Annotated in this window: 11 protein-coding genes and 2 tRNA genes; 3 read left to right on the top strand and 10 right to left on the bottom strand. The window is 58.4% G+C overall.

What is annotated here, in order from left to right; all coding sequences use genetic code 11:
• Positions 1-35: 35 nt before the first annotated feature.
• From ACQAYK_RS07645 to ACQAYK_RS07615, 7 genes are all read right to left on the bottom strand, one after another.
• Positions 36-338, bottom strand: coding sequence for a hypothetical protein (locus ACQAYK_RS07645; protein ID WP_483167392.1), 303 nt, complete (start codon positions 336-338; stop codon positions 36-38).
• Positions 335-1,792 carry an AAA family ATPase gene (locus tag ACQAYK_RS07640; RefSeq protein WP_483167391.1) on the bottom strand — a complete coding sequence of 486 codons (1,458 nt, stop codon included), beginning with the start codon at positions 1,790-1,792 and terminating at the stop codon, positions 335-337. The genes ACQAYK_RS07645 and ACQAYK_RS07640 overlap by 4 nt, the downstream gene beginning before the upstream one ends.
• Positions 1,789-2,688, bottom strand: coding sequence for a toprim domain-containing protein (locus tag ACQAYK_RS07635; protein ID WP_483167390.1), 900 nt, complete (start codon positions 2,686-2,688; stop codon positions 1,789-1,791). Before ACQAYK_RS07635 ends, ACQAYK_RS07640 begins: the two co-directional genes overlap by 4 nt.
• A gap of 517 nt (positions 2,689-3,205) precedes the next feature.
• Positions 3,206-3,442: a hypothetical protein gene (locus ACQAYK_RS07630; protein WP_483167389.1), complete on the bottom strand. Its 237-nt coding sequence runs from the start codon at positions 3,440-3,442 to the stop codon at positions 3,206-3,208.
• A 110-nt stretch (positions 3,443-3,552) separates the two neighbouring features.
• Positions 3,553-4,440 (bottom strand): hypothetical protein, encoded by an 888-nt coding sequence (locus ACQAYK_RS07625; RefSeq protein ID WP_483167388.1) that lies wholly within the window; start codon positions 4,438-4,440, stop codon positions 3,553-3,555.
• Positions 4,437-5,510, bottom strand: coding sequence for a tyrosine-type recombinase/integrase (locus ACQAYK_RS07620; protein WP_483167387.1), 1,074 nt, complete (start codon positions 5,508-5,510; stop codon positions 4,437-4,439). The genes ACQAYK_RS07625 and ACQAYK_RS07620 overlap by 4 nt, the downstream gene beginning before the upstream one ends.
• A gap of 436 nt (positions 5,511-5,946) precedes the next feature.
• A tRNA-Arg gene (locus ACQAYK_RS07615) sits at positions 5,947-6,023 on the bottom strand.
• A 139-nt stretch (positions 6,024-6,162) separates the two neighbouring features.
• Here ACQAYK_RS07615 and ACQAYK_RS07610 point away from each other — a divergent pair.
• From ACQAYK_RS07610 to ACQAYK_RS07600, 3 genes are all read left to right on the top strand, one after another.
• Positions 6,163-6,918, top strand: coding sequence for an SGNH/GDSL hydrolase family protein (locus ACQAYK_RS07610; protein WP_215872826.1), 756 nt, complete (start codon positions 6,163-6,165; stop codon positions 6,916-6,918).
• A gap of 23 nt (positions 6,919-6,941) precedes the next feature.
• The gene (locus ACQAYK_RS07605; RefSeq protein WP_255789467.1) at positions 6,942-9,230 is read left to right on the top strand and encodes an acyltransferase family protein; all 2,289 of its coding nucleotides are present in this window, start codon (positions 6,942-6,944) and stop codon (positions 9,228-9,230) included.
• Positions 9,231-9,353: 123 nt separating this feature from the next.
• Positions 9,354-9,446: transfer RNA gene (locus ACQAYK_RS07600), tRNA-Ser, on the top strand.
• A 275-nt stretch (positions 9,447-9,721) separates the two neighbouring features.
• Here the strand turns inward: ACQAYK_RS07600 and ACQAYK_RS07595 are convergent.
• The 3 genes from ACQAYK_RS07595 to ACQAYK_RS07585 are packed head-to-tail and all read right to left on the bottom strand — an operon-like array spanning position 9,722 to position 15,450.
• A complete protein-coding gene (locus ACQAYK_RS07595; protein WP_255789466.1) occupies positions 9,722-12,823 on the bottom strand; it encodes an efflux RND transporter permease subunit in 3,102 nt (1,033 codons plus the stop codon).
• A gap of 9 nt (positions 12,824-12,832) precedes the next feature.
• The gene (locus tag ACQAYK_RS07590; protein ID WP_255789464.1) at positions 12,833-13,918 is read right to left on the bottom strand and encodes an efflux RND transporter periplasmic adaptor subunit; all 1,086 of its coding nucleotides are present in this window, start codon (positions 13,916-13,918) and stop codon (positions 12,833-12,835) included.
• On the bottom strand, positions 13,915-15,450 hold the full coding sequence (locus ACQAYK_RS07585) for an efflux transporter outer membrane subunit (protein WP_215872822.1): 1,536 nt from the start codon (positions 15,448-15,450) through the stop codon (positions 13,915-13,917). Before ACQAYK_RS07585 ends, ACQAYK_RS07590 begins: the two co-directional genes overlap by 4 nt.
• Between the last annotated feature and the right edge of the window lie 164 nt (positions 15,451-15,614).

Here is a 15,614-nt window from a genome sequence, read left to right as displayed (position 1 = left end):
GGTGGCATTGGTACGGCTCCGACCGTCTGGCGCTGTCATGGCTGCCCCCATGCCCGAAGCCCGTCTATCAGGTCAGTTGCCCACGGCCCGCAGTCCTCGACGGCGGCGAACTGCTCAAGGGCTTCCACCATAGCGGCGGGTGACTTGAACCCATGGGCCAACATCTGACCGAAAACCACGGCTAGGCTGCCGCGCTCCTTCCAGTCGGCAAAAACTGCCCCGTCTGAATATCGCTGTGGGTATCTCAGCCCGTCGCCTGTACGTTCCACCATGAGGACGTTATGCACGCCCCTGGCTTCTGAGTGGTCCCACAAAATCATGGTGCGCTCGGTTTTCACTTGATGGCCTCCTTGGGCTGACAGAATGAACAGCCTTCACCATCGCAACGTGGACAGGTGCCGGGTGCGCCTTCATTTGCGCCAAGTGTGTGCGCTCCGCCCCCCTCACACTCCTTAGCGCCGGAAGTTGGCGCACTTGGCGCAAGCGCCGTGCTAACTTCTGCGTCTACTGTTCCTACTTCCTGAGTTGGCGCACTTGGCGCACTTGGCGCAGTCTTGCCGATTCGCTCCCATCCCTTGGCGGAGAGAGTCCACGCGGTGCGGTCCTTTCGTGACTGATTCCGGTATTGCTCCCGCTCGATAAGCCCGTCTCGTTCCAGTTGGCGGATAGTAGCGAACAAGGCCCCGGCGACCGGAAAGGCACGCTTAGGGAATTGCGGCTCAGGTCGGAGCATGGCCCATGCGTTAGTACGGGGTGAGTTCGCTTCGGTGGATACCCGCTCCCCACGCTCCACAAAATCCGCCAGCACCTTGAGCAAGCTATCCACTGGCGGCTCGTTTGGTTCACCTGCCGCGTCGTGGGTGCTTTCGTCGATGGTTAGCAGGCCTGTCATGGTTCGCACGAGGCGCAACGGCTCCGCAGTCCTTGGGCCAAGGTTCAGCTTGTCATGCGAGAGGGTGAGGCGTGCCGGGTCGTCCCTATCGGCGGTGAGGGCAAGGCGACTTCTGGCGCTGTTATGCCATGCGGTGCTGCCGCTGTAAGACTCGGCCCCGCGTCCGGCCCCTACTGCCGCCTTCTGGATATGCGCCAGCAACAGCATTGCAGGTGGTGCGCCTTCATCTGGGAACAGAGAGCGCAGAGAGCGCATAAAGCCCCGGACGGCTGCCCGGTCGTTTTCGCTGGCCTCGAAAACATCGGATGCGTTATCCACGATAATCAAGTCGGGCTGAACCTCCGCGATGATTTCCGCCAGTCTGGAAAATCCCGGCGTGCCCTCTCCTGTTTTGATACCGAAGGCGGAGGCTTCCCGATATAGGGCGGGTTCGTCTGTGGCGTCCAGAATTACAAGGCGTTCTGCCAACATGCGGGGGCTGGCGTTGAAGTGCGCGGCAATGAAGCCCAGCCTATGGCGGAGCACTGCCGCCCCATCTTCAGCAGAGTAGAAAAGCACGCGGCCCTGCTCGGTGGACGCTCCCAGAAAGTCAGCGCCAAGGCAGGCGGCAACGGCGAGTTGCAGCGCAAGCATACTTTTACCCACGCCACCATGAGCACCCAACAGGGTGACGTGCCCGCGCGGTATGCGCCCGGCCCAGATAAAGGCAGGCTCCGGGCTGGGTGCGCTGTAAATGTCGCTGATACTGACTCTTGGAAAGTCCAAGGTCGGGACTGGCTCTGGCAAGTCGTCAGCGCCAGCGCCAAGCTCGGACGCGGGCACAACGGACAGGTGCGGCGCTGGCTGCTCGAAGTCGTCAGCGTATGCGTCCAGCGGTGGCAATTCGTCAGCCCAGCTCATGACGCCACCCCCTGCCGCTGAGATTTCCGCCAAGTGTGCCAATCGTTAAAATCGTTTACCCATGCAGGGGCATCAGCGGGTAGTCTGGGCCATATCCAACGGGCACGGGCTGCAATAGCAGCGGCCTTGGCTTTGGATAAACCGACTTCGCCCAAGTCCGCAGCAATTACCATATCCAGCGCAGGGAACAGGCGGCGGGCTTCGGTTGCCACGGCCTGCAAATTGCCTGCATCCAGCCCAGCGATAACGCAAGCCCCCGGACTGAGTGCCGCCAAGGTTTGGCTAGTTGCCCAGCCTTCGGCAATTATTAGCCGGGTATCAGGTGAGGGCATGTCAGCGGTTCGGATAAAACAGCCTGATTTTTTCATACCGGATAGAAAGCGTTTGCTGCCGTCCGGTGCGATGAATTGCAAGCCCCAAAGTTTCCCGGCGTAGTCCTGAACAGGCAGAACCAATGCAGGCCCGGACTGGCGGGCAATACCTGGCGCAATACCTTTTTTCAGCAGATAGGGGTGGTTCGGTTTCGCTGGTGCTGAGTCATTCCATACGCGAAGGGCACGGGCTGCCGCGTCACGGTGACGGGCTTCTTGTTCGGCCTGAGCCTCGGCACGCTCCCGCAGGATACGGGCGGCGAGTTCGGCGCGTTCTTTGGCGGTGAGTGCCGATTCTCTCTTGCTGCACCAGCGGGTTGATATGCCCGTCCGCCAGTCTCCACCAGCGCCAGCAATGGGCGCGTCAAGGTGCAAACGATACCAGCAGGACACTTTACCGGGCCTATCGTCGGCACTTCTGGCGCGATGCAAGACACCATCAGCGCGGATTGTTTCGGACGGGTGAAGGATTACACCAGCAGACGCCAAGGCTTCACGAAAGGCTGCAATGGGGTTATTTGCCATGTTGCACCCCCATAGCCCGGCGCAGCTTCCGCAGGCTCCAGAACATGCGGGCTAGGTTGTGGCGTATCTGCTTGTATGTGCTATGCTTCTGCATGGTTTCCCCCCTGCTCTTGGGTGGTTGCCTGCTTGCTTGTAGCGCCTTGGGTGGCTGCCGGGCCACCCTTCCCAGAATACAGGGCGCGAGATACTTGCCGTTTATCCCGGTAGCTCAGAGCGTAAAGCCCACGGTAAGTCCAGAGTCCGTCCATGTCGTGAACCCCCAATCGGTAACAGGGAAGCTCTAGCCCTTGCTCCCGCAGCTTGCGGACTTCTTCTGGGCCATTGCTCGCGCCTGTTATGGTGTCCGCAGACTCACGGGTTAAAGGCTGTTTCAGTAGTGCCCGCAGCAGACGCAATGCACGCGGGTTGTCGGTTCCTTGAAATTGCACGGGCTGGCGCTGTTTGTGCTGAGGGAATCGGGAGAGGCGGGTAACATCTGCCAATAGGTCCGGCTGCTCCGGCGCTGGCTTGCGGCGGTTCATGCTGCACCCCGGACGCTCTTCAATCCGCCATCCTGAACGAATCGCAAGAATACAGGCTCATTTATCAGGACGCGGCGGCCCAGCCGGGCAATGGCTCCGGCTGCTTCCAGCTCGTCACCTTTCCAGAAAATGGCAGAGCGTAGGCCACCAGTGGTAAAAGCGGGGTGCTTTTCGGTGAACTGCTTTACGGTTACATATTGCGGGGTTTCGTTTGCGTTCGTCATTTCTTGCATCTCCACAATGCCGCGTTGTTGCGGCGATGTGTGGAGCATAAAAAACAGCAACCTATAAACGGAAAAGCCCCATTTAAGGGGCTAAAATATTTAGTGGGTAAAAAGGGCGATTATATTTTAGGCTTGGACAATAGCCCGATTATGCCGCTATCCCGTCGCGGCTCCGGCTTTGGTTCTGCCGTGCGCTTTGCCTGTTCCATCACTGAGCGGACAAATGCAGGCGTAGTGCCCAGCTCGCAGAGATTGGCTATTCTGGCGATGATGGTAAATCCCCCTGCTTCAACAAAAGGCCCGTCTATGGTGAAACACCCCGCCAAGGCGCGAACAATGGCCGCTTTACGGCTGCGCGTGCCACGCTTCCCTGCAAACGCAGCAGATAACGCATCCCCGTGCTGGCTTGCGTGCATGTACCGCCCGGACAGCCCGGCGGGATACACACGCCCATACTTGCCACGCTCTGCCCACGGTGCCAAGGCTTCCACGTTACGGGCCAGCGGTTCGTTATCGGCTCCCCTGAGCAACGCGGCGGCTTCCCTGAGTAGCCGGGCGGCCTTATCGCAATCCTTGGCCCGGCGCTCGGCAATCTCTAGGGCGTCGTCGCGCTCGTTCAGCAGATAGGAAACGGTACTCAGGAATACATGCGCGGGCTTGCAGGTTAAGGCTAACGCCTTGTCTATGACTTCCACGCCCACGCTTTTTATTGGCGGCCTGCCGTCCATGATGTTACCGGGCACGGGTTCGGGCCTGCCTGCCGCTTCCCATGCTTCAACACCCCAGCGGTTAAGTGCCGCTTCAATGCGTGCGCGGGCAAAATCCTTGTCAGGTATTTCTCCATCATCATGCGCCTTCTCGAACTCAAGGGCGAACCGTTCCCGTTCGGCTTCTGTGGGGTAATATGGCTCGATGGTGGCGGCGGCGATTTCTTCGGATAGAACCTTATCCCATTTTTCGGCAATGGCTAAGGCTTCGGCCTGCTCTTGGGTGAGTTTACGCGTCATGCTGCACCCCCGCCCACCATACGGGCGGCCACCCGTTCCGCCAGTGACGCGGTATGGGCTGGGCTTAAATGCGCGTATCTCTGCACCATTGCCAGCGTTTTATGTCCCAACAGTGCCGCCAGTTCTGGAAGGCTGGCCCCATTCATGGCGGCATAGCTGGCGAAAGTATGCCGCAAATCGTGCCAGTGGAAGCCCTCAATGCCTGCCGTCTTTAGTGCCTTTTCCCACGGCTGGCGCAAGTCCACGGGCTGCTTAGGATTCACGCGGGAAGGGAACAGCAGGACTGAATCAATCCGGCGCACCTTGGCCCGTTCCTGTAACAGCGCCAGCACTGGTGCGGTAAGGTGCAAGGCGCGGCGGCTGCCGTTCTTGGTTTCTTCAAGCTGCAAGGTGGCGCGGTTCAAATCAATTTGCGCCCATGTCGCGCCCATTGTTTCAGCCTGTCTGCCGCCAGTGGTCAGGGCCAGCAGCACGGCAAGATATAAGTCATCGTTGGCGGACGCTTTGCAGGCGGATAGAAGGCGTTCGCGCTCATCATCTGACAGGTAGCGCACGCGGCCCCGTGGCTCTGCTTTCTTGCCGACCTTGACCATAGGCGATGCTTCCAGCCATTCCCAATCTTTTACGGCCTCAGTCATGACGGACGCCAAGGCCTGCCGGTAGTGGTTCAGGGTGGACGCTGACCGATTGCGCCCGGTGCGCTCGCTTGGCTCATCGGCAAGGCGCGTCATGCGCTCTTTGATGACGGCTGGCGTCACGTCCGCAAGCGACAGGGTGCCTAGTTCGGCCTTCCAGTAATCAAGGTGCTGTTTCCGGGCATCCTTGGCCCGCATACCTTGCAACTTCTCCCGTTCGTAACGCTCAATGGCATCCGCCAGCGTGTGACGTTTGGCCTCGGACGTTTTGAAGTGCCGACCTTCCCTTATGGCGCTTTCGGTCTGGGTGGCCCATTGCTTGGCCTTGGTCAGACTGGCGAACGTGGCGGACTGGACAGGCTGCCCCCGTAGTCTGACCTTCACCCGGTAGGACGTGGTGCCGTCGCTGGCGGTGCGTTTCTCGATGGCGGCCATGGTTACGCCCTCCAAGGGGTGAGGGCTGGCGCTGTATGCGGTAAACTGAGGGTATCCATTGCGGCCTCCTGCTTAGGCTTTGCGGTGGTAGGGTCGGGCGGGTGCTGATTACACCCCCCGGCCTGTTTTTTATTATACATTCACGGCAAAAAAGCGCAACAAGGGCTTAATAAGCCAAAGCATACGCAACACAAGGCAATGAATTATCAGGGAATATATTCCGCCATAATGAGGCATGGGACACTCATGGGGCAGCGCGGGAAAAAATGGGGCACTTATCCACAGGCCGGGCGGTTGTCTCGGTGACGCCAAAGGGAAGGCTAAAGGGTGCGGATTGGGTGCCGGTGAGTGCCCACGGTTTGCGGCTTAGTGTCCCAAGAGTGCCCCATGACGGGGTTTTGATGGTCTGGAATGTTGCTTAACTTGTTGATTTTTATGGCGCGCCCAGAGGGAATCGAACCCCCAACCTACGGCTTAGAAGGCCGTTGCTCTATCCGATTGAGCTATGGGCGCCTGCTTTCATTGTAAGCTAGGCAAGGCGCATCTCGCTAGGCACTTTCGCCCTTCCTTTGCTACCATCCGCCCGGAAGGGAGGCGCCCTATTTCTGGAGCCGCGCCGGGAATTGCGGGAGAGGGGTGAGCATTGCATCTTATGAAACCTTACATCTGGGCGCGCCTGCTGCTTGGCGCTGCGATTCTTTCCGTGACCTCGTGCGCGCAGTCGCTTCCCCAGACACCTGCGCCCCAGCCCGTGGTGCCAACGCTTCCCGCTACCTCAGCGCCCAAGGCGACGGCCTCGCCCAGTGATCGCTATCTGGATCGCATGGCCATCATAGATGCCCGCAAGGATTTTCGCCAAAGCCCGAATCCTGGTTATGTGCTCGACGCCCACTCGGTCATCCGTTTTCCCAGCCTAGGCCCCACTGGTGTGATCATCATTGGGGATAGCATCCTGACTGGGTGGTCCGGCTATTTTGCGCATGTATTTCCCAATGCTTTTCTCGATGGCCGGGTCGGCCGACAATTTTCCTCGGCCATACCCATCTGGCGAACGCTGCAGGAAAATGGGATGACTCACAAGGTGGGTTATGTGGTGGTTGAATTGGGGACCAACGGCGAGGTTTCGCCGCAGGATATGCAGACCTTTTTGCAGCTGGTCGGCGACCGTCAGGTGTTGCTCGTAATGCCGGAAATGCCCCGATCATGGGAGCACGAGGTGCAGGACCTTTACCTCCAGACCGCGGCTACCCACCCCAATGTCCATCTGGTGCGCTGGGACTTGCTCAGCCGCAACCATCCCAGCTACTTCTGGACGGATCGGGTACACCCAACCTGGATAGGGATCCAGGTGATGGTGCACGCCATCGCCACCGACCTGCAACAAGTGATCGCCAACAAGCATAACTGAATTTTTTCTTCTGGTAAAAAAGCGTGCTGCCATATATTGATTATCTCAAATTTCTGGCCATTTTTGCGGTCATCGCGTTCCATATTCATGACACCATCAGTTTTGACTACCCCTGGTTCTCTGGTGGTTATCTGGGCGTTGATGTTTTCCTTCTATTGTCAGGATTTCTGATCGAAAAATCTCTTGCCCGCGGGCGCCAGGATTCCTTGGCGCAGCGTAGCAAGGATTTCTTTGCGCGGCGGTTTTCCCGTATTCTCGTTCCTATGCTGGTGGTGACCGCCATCCTGGCGGTACTGCTTTGGTCGACCCATCTGCTCACCGGATGGGCGCCTGTCTGGTACTCGGCCATTCTCGGCTACAACTTTTATTTGGTCCTCCATCATATCCCCTATTTTCAGGTGTACAGTTATCCTCATCCGTTTTTGGGAATGTGGTTCATTTCTCTATTGGGTCAGTTATATCTGCTGCACTTTTTATTGCGTTCCTTATTGCCAGGGAAGTGGTGGTACCGGACAGTTCTGACGTTGCTCTTTTGTATAAGTTTGGGCTCTGCCTGGTGGCTGATGCGCCAGGGTAGTCTGAATGCCGCCTATGTGCTTCCCAGCCACGCTTTTCCCTATCTTGCCGGCGCGTTATTGACCGAACTGGGCTGGGCCCGGCCGCGGGAGACAGGAAGGAGCAGCTTCGATACCTTGAGCATCCTCGCCATCCTGCTGCTGGTGGCGCTCTTTGTTTTGGCGCCCTACGAGAATTTTGTGTATTTCTCCCTTGCCACAACCGCCCTTGGTGTGGCCTTCCTGCTGGCGGCCGCGCGCGCGGCCTGGTTGCCACGACTGCAACTGCTGGTCTTGGGTAAACTCGGGGAGATGTCCTATTCTCTCTATCTGTGGAATGTTCCAGTCGTTGCCTTGGTCCACTACTACTTCCCACAGACTTCTATTGCCAGTCAGGCGTTGTTTTCGCTTTCTCTGCTGCTGTTGTTGTCGGTGCTGTCCTACCTGCTGTTGGAACTGCCATTGCAGGCGGCCTTTCAAAAGCAGGTGCGGCATGGGGTGGGCCGGGGAGCTTTCGTGTCGGTGCTCGTCTTGCTGGCGCTGGCGAGTGTAGGCTGGTGGCAGGCCAGTCGACTGGGACAGGAGGGGGTGCGTCTACAAGCGCAAGCGCAGCACGATGCTCTCTATCGGCAATATCTGGAAAAACGGGTAGCCAGTATGGGACGGGATCTGCAAGCACTGACGGGCGCCAAGACCCTCTCGGCTGCCGAGGCTAAAGCACACGCAGATTCTCGGGCCAACAAGGCCCTGGAAAGCAATGCCGATCTGATGCAGTGGCAGCCTCATCCCGGTCTGGGCTTTCTGTATAATGGGCAAGAACTGCGCAGTAATCCGGCCTATCCCGAAAAGCAGGTATTGTTCATTACCGATTCTATTCTGTTGGGTTGGTCTGGGTACGTGATTCACATGGTTCCAAACGGGATTCTGGATGGTCAGGTGGGCCGCTCGTTTTTCCGGGCACAGCCGGTGCTACAGAAAATGTTTCAGGACCCAGCCTACGCCAAGGTTGCCTATGTTGTGGTAGAGCTGGGCAGCAATGGCTATGTTCAGTGGTCTGATCTGGAAAGTTTTGTGCAGACAGTGGGGAATCGCAAGATCCTGTTGATTGTCCCGTCCGTACCGCGCCCGTGGGAAAACGAAGTGCGCAGTATGTACGATCGCGCTGTTGCCAAGTATCCGAACATCACCTTGCTGCATTGGGACCACATCAGTGACGGTCATCCAGGCTATTTCGTGGCCGATCAGGTCCATCTCGATTGGGACGGTGCGCAGGCCTTGATGCAGGCGGTGCTCCGCACCCTCTATCAAATGGGGTATCGCAATCCGCCGCCGCCCAAAGCGATCTTTGCCAACGCTGTGCCAGCCGCCAAGCCAGCGCTCAGCGCGAAACCTTCTGCTGCGACTGCGCCGACCCCGGGTGCCGCTGCGTCCATTCCTGCTGTGACGGAGAGTGCCTCTGCCAACGCTACGCCGGGTGCTGCTGGATTGTCGGCTACAGGCCCGGTTGCCCGAGCATTGCGAAAACAGAGTGCGGTACAGATGGGCGAATCCATTGGTAAAACGAACAGCGGACAGAACCAGTTGGAAGAAAATCAGCAATGGCAGGGTAGCCAGGAGAGCGGCGCTGGGGCACTGCAGAATCCCGGTCACACAGAAAATAATGCCTCTCGGCAGCAGGTTGGGGAAGAGGACGCTGGCAAACAGCGCCGGCATTTCCCCACCGATCAGGCCCAGAGTCCCGACGTTGGGGGGCAATAGCAAAAGATTGCGATATCAGTTCTGCGCATGACCTTTTCCAGGCCTGGCAGGTTGTGGCGGGCGGCGCGCCGCAGGCCCCATTTTTTGACGTAGAGTATGACTCCGCGGTACACTCCGCGCGTCGGAGAGATGGCCGAGAGGCTGAAGGCGCTCCCCTGCTAAGGGAGTATGGGGCTAAACACTCCATCGAGGGTTCGAATCCCTCTCTCTCCGCCAGTTACCATTTGTGGCACTCCCCGACTGAACCAGTAGTAACCGGCTGGAAACCAGTAACGTCCCCCTCTCCTTGAAGGTTCCCATGGCTAGGATTCGTCTAGCCCAACGCAGGCGACCAACCGAACGCGCTATCTCGAGTTTTGGGGGGGCTGTCTGGTATGAAATATTCACGGGATCTCGACGGCCTTCCCGTGGACCCGGTGGATTATCTTTTGAAACGCGCAAAAAAAGCGCCGCACGAGGCGACGCTATCATGGGCACCGCTGGCCATTCTTTCAGACGGACTCGCTGGCGCTTTCTCCCAGAAGCTGCTCGCGCTTGTTGCGGATGTCCTTGGCCAAGGCCATATACATGGCAGGCACCACAAAGAGCGAGAAAAGCGCACCAATGGCTAGCCCGGTACAAATCACCAGACCCATCTGGTAACGCGAGACCGCGCCGGGCCCAGTCGCAAACACCAGCGGCAGCACGCCGAGGACCATCGCCGCCGTCGTCATCAGGATGGGGCGCAGACGGATACTGGAGGCCTTCTCAACCGCCGCGCGTTTGTCGAGACCTTCGTGCAACTGAATGCTGTTGGCAAATTGCACGATGAGGATGCCCTGTTTGGCGATCAAACCGATCAGGGTGATCAGACCCACCTCGGTGTAGATGTTGATAGAGCCGAAGCCCAAGCTGATGAAAATGAGTGCACCGCTGATCGACATCGGCACAGTGATCAGCACGATCAGTGGATCGCGGAAGCTCTCGAACTGTGCCGAAAGCAACAGATAGATCAACAGAATGGCTAGCAGGAAGGTGACCAGTAGCCCACTTTTCTCCTGCTCGTACTGCCGGGACTGGCTCGCGTAGTTCACCTGATAGTCGCTCGGCATCACTTTTTCCGCTGCCTGGCGCAGGAAGCCAAGCGCCTGCCCCATGCTCACGCCGGGTTTGGGAATCGCCTGGATGGTCGCCGCGTTGAGCTGATCGAATTGTGGCAGAAACTGTGGTTCGGTACGTGTCTCAATGCTGACCACCGTCGACAGTGGCACCAGGGCACCGCTGGCGGTGCTGATGTAGTAATGCTTCAGCATGCCCGGATCGGCGCGAAAGCGGTCCGGAACCTGGGGGATGACCTTGTAACTGCGCCCGTCCATATCGAAGCGGTTGACGTAGTTGCCACCGAGCAGCGGCTGCAGGTCCTGGGCGATGGCCGCCATGCTGATGCCGAGGTTACCGGCAAGGTTGCGGTTGATCTTCAGCACCACTTCCGGGTTGTCGATGCGCAGATCCTTCATGACATAAAAGAACAATCCGCTTTGGTAGGCCGCGCCGACGACTTGATCCGCCACCTTGTCGAGCTTGGTGTAACTGCCGGGACTCTGCAGGACAAACTGCACCGGCAGACCACCGGCAGAGCCTGGCAACGGCGGTGGCAAGAAGGAGGCCGTTTGCAGACCGGTAACGGACTGCAACGCCTGCTGCACCTTGGGTTGTAGCTGCATCGCCGTAGTGCTGCGTTGACTCCAGGGCGTCAAGCGCATACCAGCGAACATGCTGTTGCTGCCGGCACCGCTGCCCGTCGATATGCCGGTAACCATGAAGGTTGCCGCCTTCTCCGGATACTGGTCGAACACGTGGAGTATCTGTTTCCCGTATTTCACCAGTTCTTTGGGCGTGATTGTGGGACCGCCGGTATCGGCGCTGAAGATGATCCCCTGATCTTCCTGCGGTGCCAATTCCGATTTGGATGTGGTGAACAGGAAATAGATACTGGCGAAAACCACCGCAGCAAAGAGCAGCGTCACCGGAACATAATTCAGGCTGCCTCGGAGGAGGCGATCGTAGAACCGGGAAAGGCCACTGAAGCGCTGGTCGATGAAATGCTCAAAGCCGTGTTCCTTGGTAGGCCGCAGCACTTTACTCGCTAGCATCGGCGACAGGGTGAGAGCGACAATCATCGAAATGAACACCGCTGCGACCAGGGTAAAGGCGAACTCGCCAAAGAGACTCCCGGTGAGGCCGCCCATGAAGGCAATGGGTGCGAAAACCGCGATCAGCGTCGTGGACATGACGACGATGGGAGAGCCGAGCTCGCGACCCGTGAGCATTGCCGCATCGAAAGGAGACTTCCCCTCGTCGATGTGCCGGTGGACATTTTCGACCACGATGATGGCATCATCTACCACCAGTCCAATGGCCAGCACGAAGGCGAGCAGGGTGATGAGGTTGATGGAGTAGCCGAGACCCCACATGATCAAACCTGCGCCGATGATCGCCAGCGGAATGGCGACGGCAGGGATGATCGCTGCGCGCCAGGAACCCAGGGTAAAGAAGATCACCAGCAGCACCACCGCCAGGGTAATGCCGATGGTCAGCATCACCTCATCCAGCGAGGCCTTGATGAAGACGCTGGCATCATAGGGGATGGCCTCATGCAGACCCGGTGGTAGTCCTTTGTCGATATTCTTCAGTGCCGCCTTGACACCACTCGCTACATCCAGAGAATTCGCCGATGGCGATTCCTGAATGCCGATGAAGGCGGCAGGGCGGCCGTCGAAGAAGGCATAGGAGGTGTAGTCCTGCGCGCCCAATTCGACCTTGGCAACATCCTTGAGACGAATCAGGGTGTCACCAGACTTGGTAATGACCAGGTTTTCAAATTCCTGCACATTATGCAGATTGGTGGTAGCAACGATGGTATTTTGGACCGTCTTGCCCCGCGTCTGCCCGACGGCAGAGATAAAGTCATTCGCCTGCAGGGCCGTCGATACCTGTGCGGCGCTGATCCCCAGGGCCGCCATCTTCTGCGGGTTGAGCCAGATACGCATGGCGTAGGTATTGCCGTTACCGGCGCCGGGCGGCAAGATCTGCGCCTGGCCGACTCCCGACACGGTAGCCAGCTGGGGCTGTACCACGCGCAGCAGATAGTCGGTGATCTGCTGCTGGTTCAGGGTCTTGCTGTAAAAGGCCACGTACATCAGATCGGTGGTGCTGCCGACGGTAACATTGATGACCGGCAACTGGCTGCCCGTCGGTAACTGGTCCGTCACCTGCTGTACCTTGGCCTGAATATTGGCCAAGGCAGAGCTTGGCTCGGTGCCGAGCTGCATATAGACGGTAATGGTCGATGTGCCCTCGGAACTATTCGAGGTGAGATAATCGATATGTGGCGCGCTGGCGATCACCTTTTCCAGACGCGTGGTCACAAAACCCTGCACCGTGGATGGGCTGGCGCCGGGGTAGGCCGTGGTGATAGTGACCACGGTGTTGGTCAAAGCCGGATATTGCCGCACCGTCATCATCAGAAAGGCGTGCAGGCCCAGCAGAAAAATCACCAGATTCAGTGCCGTGGCCATTACCGGCCGGCGTACGAAAATTTCCGTAAATCGCATAAGAGGGCCTCAGTGTGCCGCGGCGACGCTAACCAGCGCACCGTTCGTCAATTTGACCTGTCCGGCGGTGACAACCAGCTCGCCGGCCTTCAGGCCCTTGCTGATCGCGACCTGACCATCGCGCTCTTCGCCCGTTTGTACCACGTGCTGCACGGCGACCTGCGTTTTCTTTCCATCTACCGTTTTATTTTCGATGAGATAGACAAAGTTGCCGTAGGTATTGTACGTAATGGCCGCCACCGGTACCGTCAATACCTTCTGGGTCACATTGCGGACCACCGTGACGTTGCCGAACATTCCCGGACGCAGGACAGCCTTGGGATTGTTCAGGGTTGCCTGAACCTCTACTTGCCGCGTCTGCGCGTTGATAGCGGAACCCAGCGCGGTGATCTTGCCGGTAAATGTCTGGTCGCCGGTGGCGTCCGAGCGAAATTGTACCGGCGTCCCGACCTGCAGTTCCGGGAGATCGCTCTGCGGCAGCGTAAAGTCGACGTAGAGCGGATCCCAGCTCTGCAAATCGGCAATGGCGGTACCTGGCGTCACATACTGACCCACATTCACCTTGCGAATTCCGATATGACCGCTGAAGGGTGCGGTGATGGCGAGCTTGTGTAAGGTCGCTTCGTCATTCTGCAGGGTAGCCTGGTCGACGGCGTAGGTCGCCTGCGCCTGATCGAGTTGTGCCTGGCTTGCCGCCTTGTCGGCAATCAAAGTTTGCGTGCGCTTGAGGTTGACCTCCGCCAGATGCAGATTGGCGCGGTCCACCCGCAGTTGCGCCAGCTGGTTGCTGTTGTCGATCTGCACCAGAAGCTGCCCCGCCTGTACCATGGAGCCGGAATGAAAATGGATGGCAGTGACGTTGCCAGCAATCTGTGTGCTCAACTCTGTGCCTTGTATGGCATTGAGGGAGGCAACGGCCTGCAGTTCGGGATGCCACTCCCGTTCCTGCACCTTGGTCGCAGAAACGGAAGATACCGGCTTCGGTGCGTTGGCGATGGCCTTGGCAATCATCTGATTGACAAAGGCCTTGAAGCCGAAGATGCCACCAAAAAGAAGGACCAGTCCGATGATGACGATAGCGTATGCTTTTTTCATTGTGGATCTCCGGAGGGTTTTACCGGGGGAATGGAAACTTTCTGCAGCTCGGGTGCCCCTTTGCCGGGCTCGTGCCACCAGCCGCCACCGATGGCGACGAGCAAAGCGGCGGTGTCCTGATACCGTTGCGACTCTGCCTGCACCACCGCAATTCGGGCGCTGTTGTACTGGATCTCGCTGGTCAACAGGGTGAGGTAGTCACTGGCGCCGCTGCGATAGCTCACCTCGCTCAGGTGCAAGGATTTTCGCGCAGCATCGAGTGCTGTCTGCTGCGCGCGCAGGGTTTCGGCATCGCGCTGCAGAGCGCGCAAGGCATTGGCCACCTGACCAAAGGCATCGAGAACTGTCGTTCGATATTCCTGAAAGGTGACTTCGTAGGCGGCCTTGGCCTCGGACTCCTGTGCGCGCAATTTGCCACCCTCAAAAATCGGTTGCGAGAGACTGCCCACCAGGCTCCAGATACTGCTCACTGGATCGAAAAAGAGCCCCGGGTGGGCAGCGGTGGAGCCAATGGCGGCGCTAAGTTGCACGGTCGGAAAGAACTGCGCCTTCGCTTCACCGACGGTGGCATTGGCGGCCTTCATCTGTGCCAGTGCCGCCTGAATGTCCGGGCGTTGCTTGAGTAAGGTGGAGGGCAGGCTTACCGGGATCTTTTCCGGCAGGGTCAGCTGATCCAGTTGCAGTTCAGGAATCCTCGCCTCGCCGGGAAATTCGCCGAGCAAGGTCGCCAACTGATGATCATAGACGGTGAGCTGCTGCTGCAGGGGCGGCAGTTTCGCCTCCTGGCTGGCGAGTTGACTGGCCTGGGTTACGACGGTGTTGTCGTCGATCGCGCCAGCCTGATATTGCAGCTGGGTCAACTGCAGTAGTTTTTTCTCGCGCGCGATGATTTCCTGAGTCGCGGCAATTTGTGCCCGGGTGGCTGCGGCATCGATGGCGGTGGTGACAATGTTGCCGCTCAAGGTCAAACGCGCAGCCTCTAGTTCCCAGCGCTGATAGTCGACCAAAGCCTTACTGTTTCTGTAGACCAGACGATTTACACCAAAGATATCGGGATAATACGAAACCCCAAGACTGCCGGTGACGAGAGAATAGCGGAACCCGCCCTTGCCGCCACCAAAGGCCGCCGACGATGCTTTGGCACGTGTGGCTTGCAGGCTGCCGGTGACCTGGGGATAGAAGATACTGGCGTTCACTCGTTCTACTGCTTGCGCCTGCCGCAACTGCGCCTGAGCCTGCGCTACCGTCGGGCTGTTCTTCAGGCCCGTCTGCACCAGTTCGTTGATTTTCTGGGAGTGAAAAAGCTTCCACCACTCTTCGTCGAGCGCCTTACCATAGACGAATTCCTGCGCGGACCCCGCCGGACCCGTGGCAGACACCGTATTTTTGGGATTGCCCTTAGCGGCATAGGGAATGTGATCGCCGGGGGTATGCGGCACGCGCAGCTTCGGCTCAAAGCTACAGGCGGAAAGCCCCAGAGCTAAAGGCACCAGCAGTGCCAGGAACCGGTAAGAGGGCAGGGAAGAGGACATGGGCGGGGACTCCAGGGGTTTGACCGACCGTTCGGTATAATGCGCATTACCTATGATCTTGTCAATCGAAGACAAATGATTTCAAAATGTAAAGAACCTGTCAAGGCACATTAGAAATGTCCGGTGTTGGGCAAGATAGAGATGTCCGGTTTCCTGGGTGTTGG

This window comes from Acidithiobacillus sp. AC3 (assembly GCF_050261095.1).
GTDB classification, from domain to species: domain Bacteria; phylum Pseudomonadota; class Gammaproteobacteria; order Acidithiobacillales; family Acidithiobacillaceae; genus Igneacidithiobacillus; species Igneacidithiobacillus copahuensis.
The sequence above is the reverse complement of the archived record's forward strand: the minus strand, read 5'-3'. Positions and strand labels throughout refer to the sequence as shown.